At 41.4% G+C, this 21,792-nt stretch carries 18 protein-coding genes and 1 tRNA gene; 7 read left to right on the top strand and 12 right to left on the bottom strand.

Annotation, left to right across the window (positions count from 1 at the left end):
• Positions 1-176: 176 nt before the first annotated feature.
• On the bottom strand, positions 177-2,192 hold the full coding sequence (locus KUL10_RS12050) for a lytic transglycosylase domain-containing protein (RefSeq protein WP_233499802.1): 2,016 nt from the start codon (positions 2,190-2,192) through the stop codon (positions 177-179).
• 276 nt (positions 2,193-2,468) lie between these two features.
• Here KUL10_RS12050 and fadB point away from each other — a divergent pair, with 276 nt between their 5' ends.
• Both fadB and fadA read left to right on the top strand, forming a co-directional pair.
• Positions 2,469-4,628 carry a fatty acid oxidation complex subunit alpha FadB gene (gene fadB / locus KUL10_RS12045; protein ID WP_110429179.1) on the top strand — a complete coding sequence of 720 codons (2,160 nt, stop codon included), beginning with the start codon at positions 2,469-2,471 and terminating at the stop codon, positions 4,626-4,628.
• Positions 4,629-4,645: 17 nt separating this feature from the next.
• Positions 4,646-5,806, top strand: coding sequence for an acetyl-CoA C-acyltransferase FadA (fadA, locus tag KUL10_RS12040; protein WP_110429178.1), 1,161 nt, complete (start codon positions 4,646-4,648; stop codon positions 5,804-5,806).
• Between the two features lie 245 nt (positions 5,807-6,051).
• Here fadA and KUL10_RS12035 read toward each other — a convergent pair whose 3' ends face one another.
• From KUL10_RS12035 to KUL10_RS12000, 8 genes are all read right to left on the bottom strand, one after another.
• The gene (locus KUL10_RS12035) at positions 6,052-6,807 is read right to left on the bottom strand and encodes a phytanoyl-CoA dioxygenase family protein (RefSeq protein ID WP_110429177.1); all 756 of its coding nucleotides are present in this window, start codon (positions 6,805-6,807) and stop codon (positions 6,052-6,054) included.
• The gene (locus tag KUL10_RS12030; protein ID WP_110429176.1) at positions 6,807-8,588 is read right to left on the bottom strand and encodes a GGDEF domain-containing protein; all 1,782 of its coding nucleotides are present in this window, start codon (positions 8,586-8,588) and stop codon (positions 6,807-6,809) included. Before KUL10_RS12030 ends, KUL10_RS12035 begins: the two co-directional genes overlap by 1 nt.
• Before the next feature lie 218 nt (positions 8,589-8,806).
• A complete protein-coding gene (locus KUL10_RS12025; protein WP_110429175.1) occupies positions 8,807-9,016 on the bottom strand; it encodes a cold-shock protein in 210 nt (69 codons plus the stop codon).
• A 399-nt stretch (positions 9,017-9,415) separates the two neighbouring features.
• Positions 9,416-9,913: an acetolactate synthase small subunit gene (gene ilvN, locus KUL10_RS12020; protein WP_110429174.1), complete on the bottom strand. Its 498-nt coding sequence runs from the start codon at positions 9,911-9,913 to the stop codon at positions 9,416-9,418.
• The gene (locus KUL10_RS12015) at positions 9,913-11,631 is read right to left on the bottom strand and encodes an acetolactate synthase 3 large subunit (protein WP_110429173.1); all 1,719 of its coding nucleotides are present in this window, start codon (positions 11,629-11,631) and stop codon (positions 9,913-9,915) included. Before KUL10_RS12015 ends, ilvN begins: the two co-directional genes overlap by 1 nt.
• 181 nt (positions 11,632-11,812) lie before the next feature.
• Positions 11,813-12,196, bottom strand: a complete 384-nt coding sequence (gene maoP / locus KUL10_RS12010; protein WP_110429172.1) for a DUF413 domain-containing protein — start codon at positions 12,194-12,196, stop codon at positions 11,813-11,815.
• Between the two features lie 218 nt (positions 12,197-12,414).
• Positions 12,415-12,885, bottom strand: coding sequence for a hotdog fold domain-containing protein (locus tag KUL10_RS12005; RefSeq protein ID WP_110429171.1), 471 nt, complete (start codon positions 12,883-12,885; stop codon positions 12,415-12,417).
• A gap of 95 nt (positions 12,886-12,980) precedes the next feature.
• On the bottom strand, positions 12,981-13,862 hold the full coding sequence (locus tag KUL10_RS12000) for an ROK family protein (protein WP_110429170.1): 882 nt from the start codon (positions 13,860-13,862) through the stop codon (positions 12,981-12,983).
• A 167-nt stretch (positions 13,863-14,029) separates the two neighbouring features.
• Between KUL10_RS12000 and KUL10_RS11995 the strand changes: the two genes are divergently transcribed.
• Positions 14,030-15,946, top strand: coding sequence for an amylosucrase (locus tag KUL10_RS11995; RefSeq protein WP_110429169.1), 1,917 nt, complete (start codon positions 14,030-14,032; stop codon positions 15,944-15,946).
• On the opposite strand, the gene KUL10_RS11990 is transcribed toward KUL10_RS11995, so the two are convergent.
• From KUL10_RS11990 to orn, 3 genes are all read right to left on the bottom strand, one after another.
• On the bottom strand, positions 15,943-17,028 hold the full coding sequence (locus tag KUL10_RS11990) for a LacI family DNA-binding transcriptional regulator (protein ID WP_233499801.1): 1,086 nt from the start codon (positions 17,026-17,028) through the stop codon (positions 15,943-15,945). The two genes, KUL10_RS11995 and KUL10_RS11990, sit on opposite strands and share 4 nt — an antisense overlap.
• Before the next feature lie 185 nt (positions 17,029-17,213).
• Positions 17,214-17,289: transfer RNA gene (locus tag KUL10_RS11985), tRNA-Gly, on the bottom strand.
• A gap of 80 nt (positions 17,290-17,369) precedes the next feature.
• A complete protein-coding gene (orn, locus tag KUL10_RS11980) occupies positions 17,370-17,915 on the bottom strand; it encodes an oligoribonuclease (protein ID WP_110429168.1) in 546 nt (181 codons plus the stop codon).
• 111 nt (positions 17,916-18,026) lie between these two features.
• On the opposite strand from orn, the gene rsgA reads away from it, so the two are divergent.
• The 4 genes from rsgA to KUL10_RS11960 all read left to right on the top strand — a co-directional run bounded on the left by rsgA (position 18,027) and on the right by KUL10_RS11960 (position 21,723).
• The gene (gene rsgA, locus KUL10_RS11975) at positions 18,027-19,058 is read left to right on the top strand and encodes a small ribosomal subunit biogenesis GTPase RsgA (RefSeq protein ID WP_110429167.1); all 1,032 of its coding nucleotides are present in this window, start codon (positions 18,027-18,029) and stop codon (positions 19,056-19,058) included.
• A gap of 182 nt (positions 19,059-19,240) precedes the next feature.
• Positions 19,241-20,137 carry an archaetidylserine decarboxylase gene (asd, locus tag KUL10_RS11970; RefSeq protein WP_110429166.1) on the top strand — a complete coding sequence of 299 codons (897 nt, stop codon included), beginning with the start codon at positions 19,241-19,243 and terminating at the stop codon, positions 20,135-20,137.
• Between the two features lie 3 nt (positions 20,138-20,140).
• A complete protein-coding gene (locus tag KUL10_RS11965) occupies positions 20,141-21,034 on the top strand; it encodes a DMT family transporter (protein WP_110429165.1) in 894 nt (297 codons plus the stop codon).
• A complete protein-coding gene (locus tag KUL10_RS11960) occupies positions 21,025-21,723 on the top strand; it encodes a glycerophosphodiester phosphodiesterase (protein ID WP_110429164.1) in 699 nt (232 codons plus the stop codon). The genes KUL10_RS11965 and KUL10_RS11960 overlap by 10 nt, the downstream gene beginning before the upstream one ends.
• Positions 21,724-21,792: the final 69 nt, after the last annotated feature.

Here is a 21,792-nt window from a genome sequence, read left to right as displayed (position 1 = left end):
GCCTATTTAGAAAATTTAAATAAGCAAATACATAAGAAAAAGTGTTAGTGATTAAAGCATCTGAGTTATTCGGCGATTCTATTTAGTTCTTATTTTGACGAAGCGCCACTCAATATAGCAGTAAGCTATCACAAGCCAATGAGTAAGTCATGGGAAGTGAGCGTTAGGATTACTGCTTAGATTGAAACAGGTATTTGAGTGTCAATCACTTCATTGAAAACAGAGCCTTGTTCCTTTTGTTTGTCCGTTTGACGCTGATTGAATTTTTTTTGATAAATTTGCTTATACGCCATGACCGCCTTGACATAGTTTCTAGTTTCTTTAAAGGGTATGGTTTCTATCCATAAATCTGCTTCGATTGCTTTATCTTCAGGCAGCCAATTTTTAACGCGACTCCAACCTGCGTTATATGAAGCAGTTGCCAAAATAGCATTATCATCGAGTTTATCCATCAAGTAGCGTAGATATTTATTACCGAGCTTTGCATTAATTTTTGGATTGAGTAATTGTCGCTGACTCACTCGCTTCTTCTCGAGGTACTTTGCTGTGCTTGGTAAAACTTGCATTAACCCCCGAGCATTTGCAGACGAAACAGCATCTGACATGAATGAGCTTTCGCGTCTTGCAATTGCAAACGCCCATTCCGGATCGACTCGGTTTCGTTTGGCTTCTTTGACCATCAGTTCTTCATAAGCAATCGGAAAACGACGATCGACATCATTTAGGTAGCCCGTTCTAGTAAACCCAAAGATTGCCTGATCATGCCACCCCCAATCGCTTGCTATAACAGAAGCAAGTAACTTTTGTTTTTCATCAAGCTCTGATTGAAGATGACGCCATTCTAAGCGTGCTTCGTGAAATCGGTTTAGGGCTCGAAGTTCATATGCTCGTCTAGAGCTCTGCATTTGTAAAATAATTGCTAATTCATTCGGCTCTGCTCTTATTGGGTCGTTTTGTAAACTTATAGGTTGGTCAAGCCTTGCACTCGCTAAAAAGCCATAATAATGTCTTTCATTTGCAAGCTGAGCATAGAGTTCGTTTGCTTTATTTTTATTTCCGGTTTGTTCATACGCTCTGGCAAGCCAGTATTGATATTGATTATCTGCGGTTAAATCAGGTGCGGATTTTTCAATTAAGTTAATTAGGCTGGCCCAATCTCGATCACGGAGCAAATCTGCCATATGCCAACGCAATACCTCTGGGTCTTTATTGAGGGCCTCAGATTTTATTGCCCATTGCTCTGCACTGCTATGATCATCTATCGCAAGGCTGATAGCGAATTTACCGGTAATATGCCCCAATTGCTGTTGACTAAAAACGAACTTTTTCTCTGCTTTAGGCCAGAGTTTTAATGCAAGCTTTGTGTCACGCCAAATTAATCGACCAAAAGCATAACTTGCAATTTCAGCTTCAATTGCTTGATAACGTCCTTTAAAGCGATTCAGATACTTTACATTCGATGGTGCACGCCTAATTGAGTGCCATAAGTCCGCCAAATATTGTTTTTCGCTTGGAAGCAGCGTTTTTAAATATGGGATAAGGGTGTGTTGCCCGCCTTTAGCAGCTTTTTCGATCCGCTGAAGTACAATATCCTCTGTCAACGCGTCAGACTTTAACCAATGTTTAAAGGTAGCGTCGCACTCTTTGGGCCTTGACTTGCCCACGTTCCAAATTTTTTCAGTACGTTGATGAAGTTCTTCTTCACTCAGACTTGCTTGCCCCGACTTTAAGTCCTCATACTGATAGCGTAAAAATCGGCAGGTGATTTTCACATCACCAATAGGTCGGTAAAACTCTAAGAATAAAGATTTGCGATTATATTTCGACAAGTGACGAAGCCAAGGGCGCCTTACTCGGTTTTCGAGTACAGTCCCTTCATACTGTTCAAGAAACGCCCTTATTTGGGGCGCTTTTTTCGCTTTGAGGTTATGCAGTAGTTTGCGCTCAATTAAGTAGGGAACCAGCGGGTAGTCATCTAACTCCTCCAGCATTTTTGCGAAATCACGGTCTGTTGTCTTCCAAACTTTTTTTTCAATACGCAAAAATGCGTCCCGCATTTCCTGATTGGCTTCAGTTTCTATGTAAGTAGATGCACTAAGGGAAAGTGGCATGAGTGTTAAAACAAGCAGATAGGAGAAGATTTGTTGCAAAAATGCAAGCCGCTTGTTAATTAATTGAGTTAACTTTTGCATCTGGAAAATTGTGGCTCCTTTTTCTTTTTTTAATGCTTTTCGCAGCATTTGCCTATATTTTCAACGACGTTAAATGTATGTATAAACAAAATAAATGACACTTTGTTAACTTGAAAACGTATTATTCGCATCCATGTAACATTTCTACCATACTATTGGATGAATTGTTCAACAAAAGTACAAATACTCTATCGGTTTGGATAGGTATTTCTTAACGATGTAGACGTGTTATTTGACCCATTTAATACGCATTTTGTTTCAGTCATAGGAGAACATATGATTTATGAAGGCAAGTGTCTGACGGTTGCACTAACCGAAGACGGCATTGCTGAGCTCGTGTTTGATGCACAAGGTTCAGTAAATAAATTTGATCGCGAAACCGTTCAAGAGCTAGATCAAGCAACCGCAGCGATTGCGGCTAATTCTGAAGTAAAAGGCGTATTAGTTCGTTCAGCCAAATCTACCTTTATTGTAGGTGCTGACATCACTGAATTTACGCCGCTATTTGAAATGCCAGAAGAAGAAATATTGGCTTGGGTCGCAAAGACTTCAAAAGTATTTGACCGTTTTGAAGACTTACCAGTGCCAACCATTACCGCTGTCAATGGCTTTGCGCTAGGCGGCGGATGCGAAATGACGCTTGCAGCAGACTTGAGAGTAGCAGATACCACAGCAAAACTTGGCTTGCCTGAAGTCAAACTAGGCTTAATGCCTGGTTTTGGTGGTACCGTTCGCTTGCCGCGTGTGATTGGTTCGGACAATGCTTTGGAATGGATGACGACAGGTCGTGATCGCAATGCAGAAAAAGCGCTTAAAGAAGGCGCCATTGATGCTGTTGTTGCACCTGAACATTTGCATGAAGCAGCTCGCAGCATGCTAAAAGATGCCATTGCAGGCAAGCTTGATTGGCAAAATAGACGTGCTGAGAAAAAAGCACCGCTTCAACTTAATGCCAACGAAAGCATGATGAGCTTTTCGACTGCTGCCGCTATGGTCGCAGCCCAAGCAGGTAAGCATTATCCAGCACCTCATAAAATGGTGGAGACGGTTCAAAAGGCCTCGACGCTTGATCGTGACGGCGCGCTAGATCTAGAAAACAAGGGCTTTGTAGCACTTGCTAAAACTGACGCGTGTAAAGCAATGGTCGGTATTTTCCTAGCTGACCAGTTGGTTAAAGGAAAAGGTAAGAAACAAGCGAAAGGCGCAAGCAAAGATGTTAAACAGCATGCTGTGTTAGGTGCGGGTATCATGGGCGGCGGCATCGCATATCAAGGTGCAGTAAAAGGCATTCCGACGATCATGAAAGACATCAACCAAGCGGCTTTAGATCTTGGTTTGAAAGAAGCTTCAACCATTCTTGGTAAAGGAATGGCGCGTGGAAAAGTGGATGCTAAAAAGATGGCAGCAACGCTGACCAGCATCACGCCAACGCTTGATCAAAAGGCAATTGCTAACTCAGACCTCGTTATAGAAGCTGTAGTCGAAAACCCAAAGATCAAAGCAAGTGTGCTTAAAGAAACCGAAGATACGGTGGCTAGCGACGCGATTATCTGCTCAAACACATCAACAATTTCTATTAACCAACTTGCTGAAAGCCTAGATAAACCAGAGCGTTTCTGTGGCATGCACTTCTTCAATCCAGTGCACAAAATGCCATTAGTAGAGATTATTCGAGGCGAAAAAACGAGCGATGAAACTATCTCAGCTGTCGTTGCTTCTACATTAAAGATGGGTAAAACACCGATTGTGGTTAATGACTGCCCAGGCTTTTTAGTTAACCGAGTCCTCTTCCCATATTTTGCGGGATTCAGCAAACTAGTCATCGACGGCGCTGACTTTACCGCAGTTGATAAAGTGATGGAGAAAGTATTTGGTTGGCCAATGGGCCCAGCATATTTGCTTGATGTCGTCGGCATGGATACTGCTGATCACGCATCAGGTGTGATGTCTGATGGAATCCCTGAACGCATGCAAAAGATCGACAATGATCCTGTTACCTTACTTTACAAAGCTGAACGCTTTGGTCAAAAGAACGGAAAAGGTTTTTATGACTTTGCTAAAGACAAGCGCGGTCGTCCAACAAAATCAGCTTCACCAGAAGCATATGAGTTGTTCAAACCGCATGTAGCAGCCACAAAAGACTTTGATAAAGAAGAAATTATAGCACGCACTATGATTCCTATGGCGAATGAAGCCATTCGTTGTTTAGAAGAAGGCATCGTAGCAAGCGCTGCAGAAGCAGATATGGCATTGCTATACGGCTTAGGTTTCCCTCCGTTTAGAGGCGGTATTTTCCGTTATATCGAAACAATGGGGTTAGCTAACTTTGTTGCCTTGGCTGACAAATATGCTCATTTAGGTCCGATTTACCAAATCACTGATGGCGTGCGCGAAATGGCCGCTGCCGGTAAATCTTACTTTGCACAATCTGCTTAAGCACCAAGGAGAATAATATGAAAGATGTAGTAGTAGTCGATTGCATTCGCACCCCAATGGGGCGCTCAAAAGGTGGTGTTTTCAGAAATGTACGTGCCGAAGATTTGTCTGCACATTTGATGAGCCAGTTGTTAGTCAGAAACCCAAATCTTGACCCAGCAGAAATCGAAGACATAATTTGGGGTTGTGTTCAGCAAACCAAAGAGCAAGGCTTTAACGTAGCGCGTAATGCTCAGCTAATGACTGACATTCCTCGTAGTACTGCCGCAGTAACAGTTAACCGTTTGTGCGGTTCATCAATGCAAGCATTACACGATGCGACCTCGGGTATTATGAGCGGACGCGGTGATGTGTATATGATCGGTGGTGTTGAACATATGGGTCACGTACCAATGAATTACAACATTGATTTTCACCCTGCAATTGCGAAATACAGTGCCAAAGCATCGGGTAGCATGGGCATGACTGCAGAGCTTTTGGGGCGTCAAAATGGCATAACACGTGAAATGCAAGATGCCTTTGGTGCGCGCTCTCATCAATTAGCGCACAAAGCAGCAGTTGAAGGGCGTTGGAACGAAATTGTCCCCATTGAAGGCCATGACGCAAACGGAGTATTAACACTAGTTGAGCACGACGAAGTTATTCGTCCAGAAACAACCGTAGAAACACTAGCGGGTCTGCGCCCTGTGTTTGACCCTGTGTCAGGTTCAGTCACCGCGGGCACGTCTTCGGCTATCTCTGATGGTGCTTCGGCAATGTTGATTATGTCAGCAGACAAAGCCAAAGCATTAGGCTTAACACCGCGTGCGAAGATCCGAGCAATGGCGGTAGCGGGTTGTGATGCAGCGATCATGGGCTTTGGCCCTGTACCTGCGACACAGAAAGCTCTGAAGCGCGCAGGCTTAACGATGGACGATATTCAACTAGCTGAATTTAACGAAGCCTTCGCCGCTCAGGCCTTATCGTGTATTAAACGTTTGGGTTGGTTAGATTCTTATGATGAGAAAGTTAACCTCAACGGCGGTGCGATTGCCTTAGGGCATCCGTTAGGTTGCTCTGGTGCGCGTATTTCAACAACGTTAATTAACTTGATGGAAGCGAATGACAAAGAGATTGGTTTAGCAACGATGTGTATTGGTCTCGGCCAAGGTATTGCGACTATCTTTGAACGTGTTTAACAAAAGAGTGTAAAGAAGAACTCAAAGGCGCTCAGCAACGAGCGCCTTTTTTATTTCAATATTTTGTTCTCAATTATGAGTAATTGATACGTAAGTATAAGTTTGAATACGCAATAATACATGACGTCCACACTATTTGAACATTTGGGCACTACTCTTAAATTGCAGTTTTGAGTTGGTAAACAACTTTCATGTGTGACCGCTTTCTTCATACCGTTTGTTGATAGCGGTCTTTTTTATGCTCACTATGAGTGAAAAATAGATCTGTTTTCTAGCCTATCTAATTGATCATTATTAGGCATGCAGTCTTGTTGCAGAAAGCCAAGTAACTCAGGTGATTTTTCACAATACAAAATATCAAGTGCTAGACGATCCATTCCGTATAAGCCACGATGAATTATATTAGCCGAAAATACAAGTAAGTCCCCAGCAGCTAATGGAACCTCTGTGCCACTAGATAACGGTTCATGAGAGCGATGACCATCTTTTTCCAAACGCACAGCTAACTCTTCCTCCGTGTCCCAAGTGTTGTGACTACCCGGAATGAATTCGATACCACGCTCATCCTTTAATGCAATTCTAAAGTGAAGAACTTCAGGCCCTGATAACGCTACAAACTGTTCTGCTTCGCTAAGATGATATTGCGAATCTCGATGCCAATAGTTGTTTTGTTGACTGTTTACGGGATCAAAAAATACTTGAGTGCCCATAAATACAGCTTTATCCTTTAACAAATTATTGACCAGATTCACCAAATGAATTTGGCTCACAAACGTGAATAACGCAAACCGATCACGTTCACATAGGTGTTGCTCAGAAGTCAGATACGCCGAGTTAATTGCTCTAGTTTGATAAAACTCGCGATTAGCGTGAATCCATGCGCCATGAAATCTAGTTACGATTTTACTGAGTTCCTTTATTTCATTTGAGGCAAAGCACTTGGGGATTTTCACGTAGCCGTCTTTCATAAAATCATTGATTAGGCTTTCTTTGATAATCATCAGCGCTTTGAACTCAGCGACATAAGCATTTCATCTAAAACGCTATCTAAGTCATCAAACTTTTCTTGAGAAATAAAAATACTCATACTAGAACGAATATTAATATCTTCTCCCTGTCTTATCCCCAAAGAAGTACTTTCCACAGCTTTGTGGATGCGATCAAAGAATGACTTTGCGATTTCTTCTTCGACATCTTTTAAACAAATAATAAATTGCTCAGGTGCAAATCGGCCTAAAATGTCAGATTTGCGCGTTTTACTTTGAAATATTTTTGCTATGTCCTTTAAAATAACGTCACTTTGAGCGGCGCCTACTTGGCGATTTAACTCTTTAAAGTTCCCTACATCAAAAATAGCCAGCGCATTTGCCTTGCCCTTTGAAGGTGTATCCAGATCAGCAATTCGCTTTAACGCTCCGCGCGCGTTAAACATCTCTGTTGTTGGGTCGATTTCGAGGCGCGCAACATTGCGTTTATGGATCACTCGTGCAAAAACAACAATGATCGATAAAGCAATAAAGACAAAAACAAATAGGCTTATTTTGCGTTGTGTTTTTGCTTCTTCAACTTCCGCCTCCAGTTCGACAATCTTACTATGCAAATTTGCCATACCCAGCACCTTTCCTGCTTTTTGACTTTGCCATAGTCCTCTGGTCAAGCTGTTATAGAGGGCATTAAACGCCTCCTCTGCAAGAGAAAACTCGTTCAACGCAAAATATAAATCGACTTTAAACTTTAAATAGTCTTTGTTACTTCGAGTAAATGTTCGAAAATTTGACGTGGATTCCTCTTCATACTTTAGATATTCTCGAAGACAATCCAGGTCTTTAGTTCTGATACAACTGACGGTTTCGTACCATTTAAAAAGGTCGCTGTACAAAGGTTGATTGATAGTCTGTTTGACGTTGTTATTCCAATGTTCAACGCTGACTGTTAGTTCATCAACGTTATTGGTTCGGTAGAAATACCCAGCTTCTAAAAACACTTCTTGAAAGTTAGTAAGAGGAGTAGACACCTCGTCATTGATAATCCGATATTGATTGAGTGCTGCTTCTGCTTCATCAAATGAACCGCTTGCCATTAATGAAGAGATTGCACTTACAAGAATTGACAGTTTATTGCTCCCTTCATAATATTCACTTGCAATATTATGACCTTTTAAATACTGCTCAGCTGCTAGACTGTGCTGACCAAGTTGTCCATATAACAACCCAATATTGCTGTGCAAATGAGCGAGCGCTTTAGGGTCGCCATCTCTTGTAAGTTGCTCAACAAGAGGATATAACAAACCAAGCTTTTCTGCGTCACTCAACCCACCACACACGGTTGTATGTCCAAGTGTTGCGCTCAAAAATATGTCAGGGTGCAAGCCCTTAGCAAGCTCTTTGGCTTGTTGGTAATAATCGCAGCGCGCTGGATTTTCTTGAACATCGTGTATAAAACCTCGCTGATATACTGCCATCGCATAATAATATGCTTGCTTGTCAACATTAGCCCTTAACAAAATATCATCTAACAAATTAACTGCTGGCGTATGATCACCATGGCAAATTTTATCGTGCGTCCATAGAGTTTGAAGCCTTAGGCGTTGCTCTGAATTGATATCGTCAGTTGATAAATAGGCTTCAATTTGAGGAATGAAAGCTGATTTTGGACAGTCATACGGAGGCGCCGCAGCCTTAGAAATAAATTCATCGACCTCATTGTTTGAACTTGTATGAGCACTAAAAGAAATGAAAACTGCATGCAAAATGGCTACAAAGCGAATTATGTTCAAGCGCATTTTATTCCTAATTTATTATTATAATCATCAATCTTGTTTTTGCTCACAAGAGCATACAGGTATAGTGCTTAGTTGATCAAATTTTGATACAACAAGATTGGATAAAGCAATTAGGCTGTGAAGAGCTGGGGGTTTAGTGAGTGTTTTGAACGATGCAAGAATTTTGTATTAGTGAAAAACTAAAAGGCGATGATAAATCATCGCCTTTCAAAGAAACTTTAGATAGCTTCAACGTTTGCTGCTTGCAAACCTTTCTGGCCTTCTTCAACCTCGAAAGACACTTTCTGCCCTTCTGGTAAAGTTTTATAGCCTTCAGCTACGATAGCTCTAAAATGAACAAAAACGTCTTTGCCGCCATTGTCCTGTGTAAGAAAACCGTAACCTTTATCAGCGTTAAACCACTTAACTGTGCCTGTAACTTTAGACATGTAAACCTCAAATCAATATAAATATAACAGCGCATAAACGCGCATTTCTCTATGCCGTTGAGATTAACTACTGAGATTTTACTTACAAATGAAAACGTCTAACTAAGCGTCACGGGCGTGAACAAGAGGTTTATAGCACTTACAGTAATAAAACAAATAACAATTTTTCAACGACAACAAACGAAGTGTAGCACAAAAAATCGAATCGCAAGCTATTATTCGAACTTATTATTCGTTATTCGCAAAAATATGTTCGATAAACTCACAATAAGTCTATTTTGTACCGCTTCCATCAGTTATTACTGATAAAAATCAAACTAGATCAACTAATAATGAATATGTAAAAAAGTCAAACAACTGATGTTGATTGACTTTTTAGGCATTTAACATCTTTAGAAATTAAGGTCTAAGTGCTTTATCACCACGTGCAAGTCCCACTACACCGGTTCTTGCAGCCTCAGTAATCTCTGCGCATTGCGCCATTACATCAGCGAACGCAGTGAGCTTCTCGCTTGTACCCGTGATTTCAATTGTGTAGTTGTTTACGGTAACGTCTAAAATTCGCGCTCTAAAAATATCGACATTGCGTTTAACTTCCGAGCGTGCGAGTTCAGTGCGCGTCGCAACTTTTATTAGCATGAGTTCTCTTTCAACATGCGCGCCATCGGTTAATTCTACTACTTTTAAAACGTCGATAAGTTTGTTCACTTGCTTGGTGATCTGTTCAATCACCTTATCTGTGCCCTGTGTAATGATAGTGAGTCTAGATAAGCTCTCATCATCTGTCGGCGCCACGCATAGAGAATCTACGTTATATCCACGCTGTGAGAACACACCTACGATTCTAGACAATGCGCCAGGCGCATTTTCCATTAATACTGAAATAATTCTTCTCATTATGTACGCTCCGTCTTGCTCAAGCGCATGTCATCCATCGCTCCATATTTAATCTGCATTGGGTATACGTGTTCATTTTGATCAACTGCAATATCCATAAATACTAAGCGATTCTTTTCTGCAAAACAGCGCTCCATGGCAGCGTCAAGGTCATCGAGTTTATCTACTTTTATCCCAATATGACCGTAAGCCTCGGCAAGCGCCACGAAATCAGGCATTGAATCCATGTAGGAGTGAGAATGACGCCCCTTATAAATCATATCTTGCCATTGTCGTACCATGCCAAGCGCACGATTGTTTAAAGAGATTATTTTAACAGGCAAGCCATACTGTAGACAGGTTGACAACTCTTGAATATTCATTTGGATACTGCCGTCCCCAGTAACAACAACGGAACATGCCTCAGGGTGTGCAAATTGCACTCCCATTGCAGCAGGTAAACCAAACCCCATTGTTCCAAGCCCGCCCGAATTGATCCAACGGCGAGGCTTTGCAAAAGGATAGTATAGCGCGGCAAACATTTGATGCTGGCCCACATCAGAACTCACATATGCTTCGCCATTAGTGTGTTTATACAGCGCTTCAATTACTCGTTGTGGCTTAATCACTTGTGTCTCTTGTGGATAATCCAGGCACTTTTTAGCTCGCCAAGAATTAATTTGCTTCCACCAATCTTCTAGTTTTTCTGCTTGATCTTCCAGTTCTTTGTCAGCAAGGGCTGTTAGCATCTGAAGAGTGACTTTATCAACTGAACCAACTACTGGCACATGTGCATTCACAATCTTAGAGATAGATGCGGGATCGATATCAACATGTATGATATCTGCATGAGGACAAAACTTGTCAACGTTGTTAGTGACACGATCATCAAAACGCGCCCCTAGTGCAATAATACAATCTGAGTTATGCATCGTCTTATTTGCTTCAAGCGTTCCATGCATGCCCAGCATACCCACAAATTGTTCGTGAGTACTGGGAAATGCCCCAAGCCCCATGAGCGTACTTGTCACTGGTGCGTGTAGTTTTTCCGCCAATTGTGTCACGTATTGCGATGCTTCAGCTGCAATTGCTCCTCCGCCTACATATATCACTGGGCGTTTAGCTTTAAGCATTGATTTCACGGCTTTATTAATCTGCTTTGAATGACCTTTAACTGTGGGGTTATATGAGCGCATAGTGACATCAGCAGGGAACACATATGGATGCTGTTCTTGAACATTTACAATATCCTTAGGAAGATCGACAACAACCGGCCCCGGTCTACCAGAGTTTGCAATGTAAAACGCCTTGGCGATCGCCATGGGAATATCTTCAGCCTTTTTAACTAAAAAACTATGTTTAACTACCGGTCTAGATACCCCAACCATATCGCACTCTTGGAAAGCATCCTCCCCTATGTGCATAGATGGAACCTGACCAGAGAGGATAACCATAGGAATTGAGTCCATGAATGCAGTTGCAATGCCAGTAATTGTGTTGGTTGCTCCAGGACCTGACGTGACAAGAACAGCACCCGTTTTACCTGTTGCTCTTGCGTATCCATCCGCCATGTGCGCTGCCGCTTGCTCATGTCTGACTAAAACATGTTTAATCGTTTCTTGAGCAAAAAGTGCATCATATATATCTAGTACTGCACCGCCTGGATACCCAAACAAATGCGTAACCCCAACATCTTTCAACGCTTCTACAACCATAGCCGCGCCTGACATCATTTTCACAGGATATTCCCCTCGTATTCGTGGTCTATTTACTTAATTATCGAGACTATATCGCAGGGTTACATGAGATTAAAAGAGGAAATACAAAAAAGTGAGATATTTATCCCAATATAAGCAAATGTTAGGATAAAACACTCAAAAAGTGATTAACATATTGTTTACAGGAGGATGAACATACTAATTAATCATCGATATCAATATCTATATCATCGTCAATATCTAACACTAAGTTGTCGTCATCATTACTGGCATCAGAACTTGTCTTTTTTGTCCCGTGGATGCTGCCATATTTGGGTCGATTGATACGACTTTGATATTTCAGCCAAGCCTTTTGAGCTGCATTCTGGGGGGATTGAACACCCAACGCACAATCGATGTATGCTTGCTCTTCTTCATTTGATGGTTTGATAACGCCATCTACCAATGCAGCGATCAAACACCCATACTGCTGAAGTGCTTTGCTTTCGGCGATAGAGAAATCACCTGAGCGTGAAAAACCATACGGATAATGCTTAGCATCGCTAAACATCTTTTTAACTAACGAATCTCGAGTAATTTTTGCCACAGCCTTGCTCCTACCCAATGATACCAAGATAAAACAAAAACCAATGAAACTTACTGTTAAGTCGCATTGATAAGCCTTTAGTTAGGCCTTGTCAATCATTATTTTAAACATCGGTAGCAAACCATATTTGCGTGAAGCTTTTGTGGCACTTTATTTATATCTATGTATTTTATTTCATACTAATGGGCTTCACAAAATTAACGTGAGACCGAAAATAACTACTTTTGCGGCTTTTCAGTTACCCAAAGTCTAATCTCGCCATCTACGACTACGGTTCCATTGGTATCCATTGCTCGAACAGGTACAAATAAATCCCCCGCCTTCCATTGAGAAGCTTCAACCCTTGCTTCTGCCACTAGATCTGTTGTCGATTTAGCAAGATAATTGACATTCATACCCTTTGGTAACCACCTTAAATGCGTAGGGATTGAAGCTTCAGCCATTGCCCCCATCGCCATTTCAAGCGCATTACAAACAGCAATCGCATGTACTGTGCCAATGTGGTTGTGAACAGCTTTGCGCTTTGGAAGGGCTACCTGACAAAAATTTTCTTCTAACACTAATATCTTGGGTTTGATACTTTTAAAATAAGGAGCTTTGGACACGAACAACTTACTAAAAAGCGTTTGACCAAAGGGAATTTTTTGGAACTTTTCCTGTAACTTTAATAAGTAATTTGAATGTGTCATTAGGTGTGCCTCATTGTTATCAATACCAACTGGTCAGACCTGAAGGGTAGCATTATTTATTTTGATTTTCTACGTTTAAACGATGCCAGAATGTCCTAGTCTTCCTGAGCAGTTAACGCAAAGGCGCCATATAGACCAGACAACTCACCTAGGCCAGTTTCAACAATCACATCACTAATCTTTACCCCTTTAGGAAATGAAATATATCCAGCAAGACTATTCTCAAGCTTAGTTCTCACCATTTCGATCAATAATGATTGTCCCATCACACCTCCCCCTAGAATGATTTTATTTGGGCTGAGTATCATCATCAAGTTATGGCAAAACTTTGCCAACACTTCGCTCTCAAGCTCCCATGCTGGATGATTTTCATCAAAGTCCTCAGCGGTTTGTTTCCATATATGCCTCATTGCTGTTCCCGATGCTAAACCCTCAGCACAATTGTCATGAAATGGACAACAACCATGAGTATTGTCAGGGATATTCACGAGCATGTGGCCCATTTCAGGATGCACGAGACCGTGTATCGGCCTCCCGTCAATTACTAGTCCTCCGCCTAAACCAGTCCCTATAGTTACGTATACACAGACTTCAGCAGTCTGAGCGTTGCCCCATTTATATTCAGCCAGTGCTGCTGCATTTACATCCGTCTCTATAAAAACAGGAACAGACAAACTATTCATCAGCATGTTTCGTATCGGTACATTAGACCAATTTGGTTTAGGTGTTTGAGTAATCGAACCATATTGATCAGAATTAAGATTTAAGTCTAGCGGACCAAAACAGGCAAGGCCAACAGACGAAACTTTTAAATTGCGGTCAGCATTTTCATGGTAGAACGCGATCACTTTGCCGATAGTTTCTTCCGGGCTTGTTGTTGGAATCCTTGTTTGAGCAATGATCTCCCTTTGTTCAGACATAATCGCGCAATTAAATTTTGTCCCACCGGCCTCAATTGCCCCCTTGTATAAAGTCATTTAATGCTCTCTTAGTTAGATTTATTCTATTACGCGTAATTCGTTTTAGATTTTTAACATTGATTTTACAGAGCTTAATCGTTTAAGATGGATGTATCAACCCAAATGTTTGAATCCAAGCTATCAGCACGTTTCGTGCATTCGATGGAGTAGTTTAAGGCCTATCTGTGAATTATGTAATTGAAAGCAAAAAGACACTTGAGCGCCTCTTTAACGAAGAGGTGTTTTTACGCCTCAGTAAAAGCCAAAGAGAAGAAATAAGCGCGAGATTAACAAAACAATTTCCTCGTTTGTTTACTCACTTTCATCATATCTATGGCTGGCAATATGATTTTTACTATCATCTACAGCAACTTTTTGCGGTGATAGTGAGGGGGTTTGCTGAACGTCCTGAACACTTAAAGGCTAAAGATAAACAAAAAGCTAAACACCCCAACTGGTATAAGAGTAACAAAATGCTAGGGATGGCGATATATGTTGACCTTTTTGGCGGCGATATAGCAGGACTTAGAGCTCGTATTCCTTACTTTAAACGATTAGGCGTCACATACCTGCATCTTATGCCACTTTTTCAATGCCCTAAGGGAGAAAATGATGGTGGCTATGCAGTCACTGATTATCGGAACGTCATGCCAAGACTAGGAACAATAGACGACTTAAAGGGCTTGTCCAAGGATTTAAATGACGCTGGGATAAACTTAGTTCTAGACTTTGTATTTAACCACACTTCTGATGAGCATGAGTGGGCGATGCTCGCCAAACAAGGTGAGCATGAATTTCAACAGTATTATTACATGTTTGATGACAAAGCAATTCCCAATGCGTACGAAACTCACCTTCGAGAGATATTCCCTCAAGTCCGGCGAGGTAACTTTACCTTTAACGTAGACTCTCAAAAATGGGTATGGACGACGTTTAATAATTTTCAGTGGGACTTAAATTATAGCAACCCAGCTGTATTTACAAAGATAGCCGCTGAAATGCTCTTTTTAGCCAACATTGGGGGCGACGCGCTGCGCTTAGATGCTCTCGCGTTCATTTGGAAAGAAATGGGCACAGATTGCGAAAATCTAGACAAAGCACATACGCTGATTCAAGCATTTAATGCTTGTTTGCAAATTGCTGCTCCAAGTGTTGTATTCAAGAGCGAAGCAATTGTCCACCCTGATGAAGTAGTCAAATACATAGACCGCAAAGAATGCCAACTTTCATACAACCCCTTACTTATGGCATTAATATGGAACTCACTGGCAACTCGAAAAACAAGATTGATTACCGCGTCTTTGCAAAAAACCAACACAATAAACGACCACTGCTCATGGGTAAATTATGCTAGGTGTCATGATGATATTGGATGGACTTTCGATGACAGCGTTGCCGCAGAATTGGGTATAAATGGCGACGACCATCGACATTTTCTTAATCAGTTTTACACCGGTCGATTTGAGGGGAGTTTTGCAAATGGTATAGCATTTGGCGAAAACCCAGAAACGGGCGATTGCAGAGTCTGTGGATCATTAGCTTCGTTATGTGGATTAGAGTCTGCGCTTGCCACAAACAATCAAGCTGACATTGAATCTGCTGTTAGCCGAATTGTGTTAGTGCACTCAATTATTTTAAGTTTTGGCGGGATTCCGTTGTTGTACGCGGGTGATGAATTTGCACTATTGAATGACTATTCTTACCAACAAAACACTGAGCAAAAAGATGATGCCAGGTGGGTGCACAGAATAGAAGTAAGTGACGACGTACTAGCAGGCAGAGTGTCACCCACTCAATTAAGCGTGCAATCTAAACTTAATCACTTGATTTCGCTAAGACAAACCCACCCTATTTTGGGTGATGCCAATACGCAAGTTTTGAACGCCCCCAATCAACACTGCTTCGCATATTTAAGGGTATCAAATCTCGGAGAACGATGTTTGTGTATCGTCAACTTTAGCGAGCATACCCTAGTGCTACCAAGTGCTATTATGCGTTGCCTTGAATCTAAAATAGCCTTAGAACTAATCACCAGCACAACCTACGAATGCAGCAAACCGATCAGCTTGCAAGCCTATCAATGCCTTTGGTTAAAATCCTAAGCTGAATCTCGCTTTCTTAACTTAGTCTCAACGACTTTACTGACGGTATCATTTTCAATGAGCATGGTTGTTGCAATGATGCCCTTTTCTACGCCTTGTTGGGAACAAGTGGTTAATGGAGGGGAGTTTCTAGTTGCTTCGGCAATATCATCAAATCCCGTCACTTTTAATTCTTCTGGTACAAAAATACCCATTTGATTGGCCACTCGACAAACAGTCATAGCAATCACATCACTCATACACAAGATAACATTAGGTCTATCTTTTCTTTCAAGTAATGCTATTGCTGCTTGTTGTGCATAATCAATCGTATTTCGCGGCAGATGAATGCGAGAAGTAAAAGGTATTGAAACGCCTTTAGCCGCCGCGCCATCTAAATACCCCAACAGCCTTTGATGGGCAATTTCTTGGCTATTGCCTAAGTTGTCACCCTCCTGTAGTGCACGCACGTTTTCATCTTCTACAAGTCGCATGCCGATAATAGCAACACTATCGTCACTGTCGGTAATTGCATATTCAGCAATTTCCTTCGAGGCTTTTCGATTATCAATGTTAACGCTAGGCATCGCTTCATGAGAAAAATCAATTGATACACAAGGTTTTGATAGATTCAGGATTCGCGCTAATGCATTTTGACTGGGTGTGCCATAAAATATAAATCCGTCTGGAAGTGACTCAGCGCCCACTTGAGATGAGTTATCAGACAGTGAAGACAGCAGTAACAACTGTTTGTTATGTTTCTCCAATACACTAGAAACACCCTCTAGCAAGCTGATTGCCATTGGGTCAGAAAAACTGTAACCAAGAGAGTCGGCTAATACCACTCCTATCACATCTGACTTTCCCGAACGCAAACTTCTGGCAGCGAGGCTTGGCCCAGCGTAACCGAGATGTTTGCATTCTTCCAATATTCGACTTCGCAGTTTGTCCGATAATTGATCTGGACGGTTAAAGGCATTGGAAATAGTTGCAGTAGACACGCCAATTGCTTTGGCGACGTCTTTTAGTGATGTGGCTTTTTTATTTTGTTTTTCAAGTTCATGTTTCGCTGCTTGTATTAAGCTTGAAACTAACCAAGCCACTTAACCAAATAGTCTATAGAAAAAAATCTAACAAGCCAAACTGCAAGCGGTCTTTACGTCGAAATTTCATGACTTAGGCTTAGAATCAATTAGCCTAAAGGTGTTTTTAAAAGCAGAAAAACAATGAATAAACCCACAGCCTCGGCAGCACTAGTAACGCTTTAATTTGGCTATGGGTAAGAATTTGGAGCGGGAAACGAGATTCGAACTCGCGACCCCGACCTTGGCAAGGTCGTGCTCTACCAGCTGAGCTATTCCCGCAATGTGGACGCGCATTATAGGAAAATATTTGTTGGGTGCAAGCATAATTTTTAGTTTTTTTAAAATTTGTGCTCTTTTGCCTAAATCTTAAACACTTTATCTCTGTAAAACTTCATTTCTTCTATAGATTCGATGATATCGTCCAAGGCTAAGTGCACGCCTTTTTTTGTGAAGTCTTTTAAAACCTCGGGCTTCCATCGTTTGGTAAGCTCTTTGATAGTGCTGACGTCAATACTTCTGTAATGAAAATACGCTTCGAGCCTTGGCATATATTTTACCAAGAAGCGTCTATCTTGACCGATAGTATTGCCGCACAACGGTGATTTTCCTGCGGGTACATAAGCTTTTAAAAACTCGATAGTGATATTGGTCGCGTCGTCAACGCTGTACTCACTGTCTTTACATCGTTGCGTTAAGCCGGTTGAACCATGTGTTTTAACACACCATTCATCCATATTATCTAGTACTTCGTCTGGTTGATGAACGGCAATAACAGGCCCCTGTGCAAGTATATTCAGGTCTTTGTCAGTGACTATTGTTGCAATTTCCATCACAACACATGTTTCAGGATCAAGTCCCGTCATTTCCATATCTATCCAAACTAGATTCTCATCATGCAATGCCATTAATTCTCCTAGCGCTGTTCACATATAAAAAGCTTCGAAAAAAAGGTATCATGAAGATACAGACTTATCCAAGCAATTACACTCCTTCAATAAAGTTAAAGTAAGGTAATCGTGGCAAAGAAACCGAAACTGTCGGTAAAACAAAGACGACAGGTACAAAACAACAGACAAAAACGACTTAATAAGCACGAAACTGACATTAGTGATACCAATTTAGGCGAGCAAACTAATGGACGCGTTATTGGTCGTTTTGGTAAACACGCTAATGTAGAAAACATGGAAACGCGTGAAGTGCACAAATGCCATATTCGTAGAACTGTCGAGTCTGTGGTTTGCGGTGACCACGTATTATTTCGCCCATCATTAACTGAAGACGACCGAGATAGGGGAATTATTGAAGCTGTTGAGGATCGCAAAAGTACCCTTACGCGTCCAGATTATTACGACGGCGTAAAACCCGTTGCTGCGAACATAGACCAAATATTAGTAGTCAGTTCGATAGTGCCCGCGCTCTCAACACATATCATCGATCGATACCTTGTCGCTTGTGAAGCGGTTTCAATACCGGCCATTATTATTATCAATAAAATTGAGTTACTCGACGAATTACAACTTAACGAACTAAAACAAAACATGCAGCTTTATGTTGATATTGGTTACCCAGTCATTTATACAAGCTGTCAAACCACACAAGGTGTACAAACACTGGCAGCAGAATTAAGTGATAAAGTCAGTGTGTTTGTAGGCCAAAGTGGCGTCGGTAAATCTAGCTTAGTCAATCAATTACTGCCTAATGCAGAAGAACAGGTGGGAGATGTTTCCGTCAGTTCAGGGTTGGGACAACACACTACAACCGCATCAAAACTTTTAAAGTTTAAAGATGGTGGTGATTTAATTGATTCACCTGGTGTTCGCGAATTTGGTCTATGGCACATCCCAAATGAAGAAATCACAAAGGGGTTTGTTGAGTTTAATGAGTTTTTAGGCGGTTGTAAGTTCACCGACTGCAAACACAAAAAGGACCCGGGCTGTTTAATTCGTCAAGCCGTAGATGAAGGGAGAATTGCTCGAAGTCGTTATGACAGCTATCACAAAATTATCGAGTCAAACCAAGAAAACCGTCCTTCTTTTTCAAAAACCTAGTTTGTTGTAAGCGATCTTTCTAAAAGTATTTGCCTTAGATTAAACAGGAATGTCACATAAAAACTTTAGCACTTCGCACTGCCAACAATGAGATATACTATCTAACAATATAACATTAGCTTTGTTGCCATCGTATCTCCTTAACGGCAGGTAAGGAAACAAAGTATTACGGAGTTTCTATTGTGATCGATTGGCTTAAAGTGCGCGCCCAATATATTTTACCGAAACATCTTCTATCTCGTTTAGTGGGTAGTTTGGCTGCGGCTGAAGCAGGCAGCGTGACACAATTTTTCATTAAGGTTTTTATTAAAGCATTTGACGTCGATATGTCTGAAGCCGCCAACCAAGACCCGGCATCTTATAAAACGTTTAACGCTTTTTTCACGCGTTCATTGAAACCAGAGGCGCGACCAATCCAAACTAAAGAAAATGAACTGTGTCATGCAGTTGACGGAGCTGTCAGTCAGTTTGGTGAGATAATAGGCGATCAAATATTTCAAGCCAAAGGCCATAATTATAGTTTAACCACTTTACTGGGGGGTAAGCCAGAGTTAGCAAATGTGTTTAAAGGCGGCCGATTTGCAACTATTTATTTATCGCCAAAAGACTATCACCGTATTCATATGCCAATTGAAGGCACCTTAACAGATATGTTGCACGTACCCGGCGAACTATTTTCTGTTAACCCATTAACCGCTCAAAACGTACCTGGTTTATTTGCCAGAAATGAACGCGTCGTCACGATTTTTGATACGCCTGTTGGCAAAGTAGCGATTGTATTAGTCGGCGCGACTATCGTGGCAAGTATCGAAACCGTTTGGGCAGGAAATATTACACCACCTGCAGGAAAGACTGTACAGCATTGGCAATACGATGAGACTGACAACATCAACCTTTCGCAAGGTGAAGAGATGGGCCGCTTTAAACTAGGTTCGACTATTGTTGTTTGCTTTGAACCCAACAAAATCGAATTTGCGGACATGCAAGCTGGTATGGTCACACGATTAGGTACTCACTTTGCCAGTGCGATAGGACATGATATCCAACCACCACATTCGCCTAAAGATAACGAAAAGTAGACAATGGATCCTGTCAAAAAGAGTCTGATTTCGCTTCACCTCACGGTGATGCTGTTGGGTGGAACTGCGTTATTTTCTCAATTGATCAGCCTCAATAGCCTTGATATAACATTTGGTCGTTCGGCATTTGCTTGTATTTTGCTTTGGGCCTTTGTCAAATTTAGCGGGGAATCCCTCAGACTAAATAATCAAAAAGACTATCTAATGGGGATTCTGCTTGGTGTTATTATGGCCATGCACTGGGTCACTTATTTCATGGCGATGCAATACGCGGGGGTATCTGTCGGAATTATAGCGCTATTCACATTTCCTGTAATTACCGTCCTATTAGAGCCTTACTTCGAAGGGATCAAACTTGTTTGGCAAGATATTGCTAGCGCACTCGTTGTTCTTTTTGGCATTGCGTTAATCGTGCCTGATATTTCATTGGACAATGACATCACCTTAGGTGTGTTGATAGGTGTTATTTCAGCATTTTTGTACTCGCTAAGGAATTTGTTACACCGCAAACACTTTTCTCATTACAGCGGTTCTAAAGCGATGGCGTTTCAAACCCTAGTCATTTGCCCTTGTTTAATCTGGTTTATCTCTGATGATTTTGTAGTGATGGGACAACAGAACCTATTATTATTATTTTTGTTGGGCACTATATTCACAGCGGTTCCACATGCAATGGTAGCGAATGCATTAAAGCACCTTAGAGCAAAGACATTTTCTCTAGTCGCTTGTATGCAACCATTCTATGGCGTGGTTTTTGCAATTATTATGTTGAATGAACAACCCACATGGCAGACTTTGTTAGGTGGTTTATTAGTAATTTCTGCTGCGATCTATGAAACGATTAATACCCACAAAACCCATAAACGTAATTTGAGACAGGCGCAAGTATGCAAGTAATCGCGCATCGCGGTTTTAGTTCACACTTCAGTCAAAATACGCTCAAGGCATTTGAGCAGGCGTTGCTTTGCAATGTGCACGCAATTGAATTGGATATTCATCAAGTTGAAAACGAATTTGTTGTGTTCCATGACTTCAATCTACAAAAGTTGACAGGTAAGCTCGGCAGGATTGATCACATTTCTTTGCGCGAGCTTGCACAATGCAGAGTGATGAAGCAAGACAAGATACCACTTTTATGTGAAGTATTAGCGTTAGTCGGAGAAAAAGCACTCGTGAACATTGAGATAAAATCTCTTATCAGTGCTTCAGATTTTTGCGATTATTTGATCCCGTTAATTGAAAAACACAAAAACAAGATTGCACTATCCTCCTTCAACCACCCATTGCTAAAAGAGTGTCAAGCTAAACTATCAAGCGTTAAAGGCATAAAGTACGGAGCATTGATCGCTCACCTTCCTTTAAATTATGCGACTTATGCGAATGACATGACAGTCGATGTTGCAGCTATTGATTGCGAGTCCGTCAATCAAACATTCGTCGATGATGCCCACAATAAAGGTTTAGCTGTGTGGAGTTATACTGTTAACGACTTAGCGACTCTCAAGCAACTTCATTCGATGGGCGTAGATGCAATTTTCACTGATAACCCCAAATGGGCACTTGAAGAAATAATATTGCTGAACTAAAAGCAGTGTTGCTGCTCCATTTCAGCTGCTTGTTTAATTTGAGATGCTATTAACTTTGGTTAGAGAGTG

Origin of the sequence: Glaciecola sp. KUL10 (assembly GCF_003203515.1) — a bacterium.
Classification (GTDB): domain Bacteria; phylum Pseudomonadota; class Gammaproteobacteria; order Enterobacterales; family Alteromonadaceae; genus Glaciecola.
This window is presented reverse-complemented; position numbering and strand designations above follow the sequence as displayed.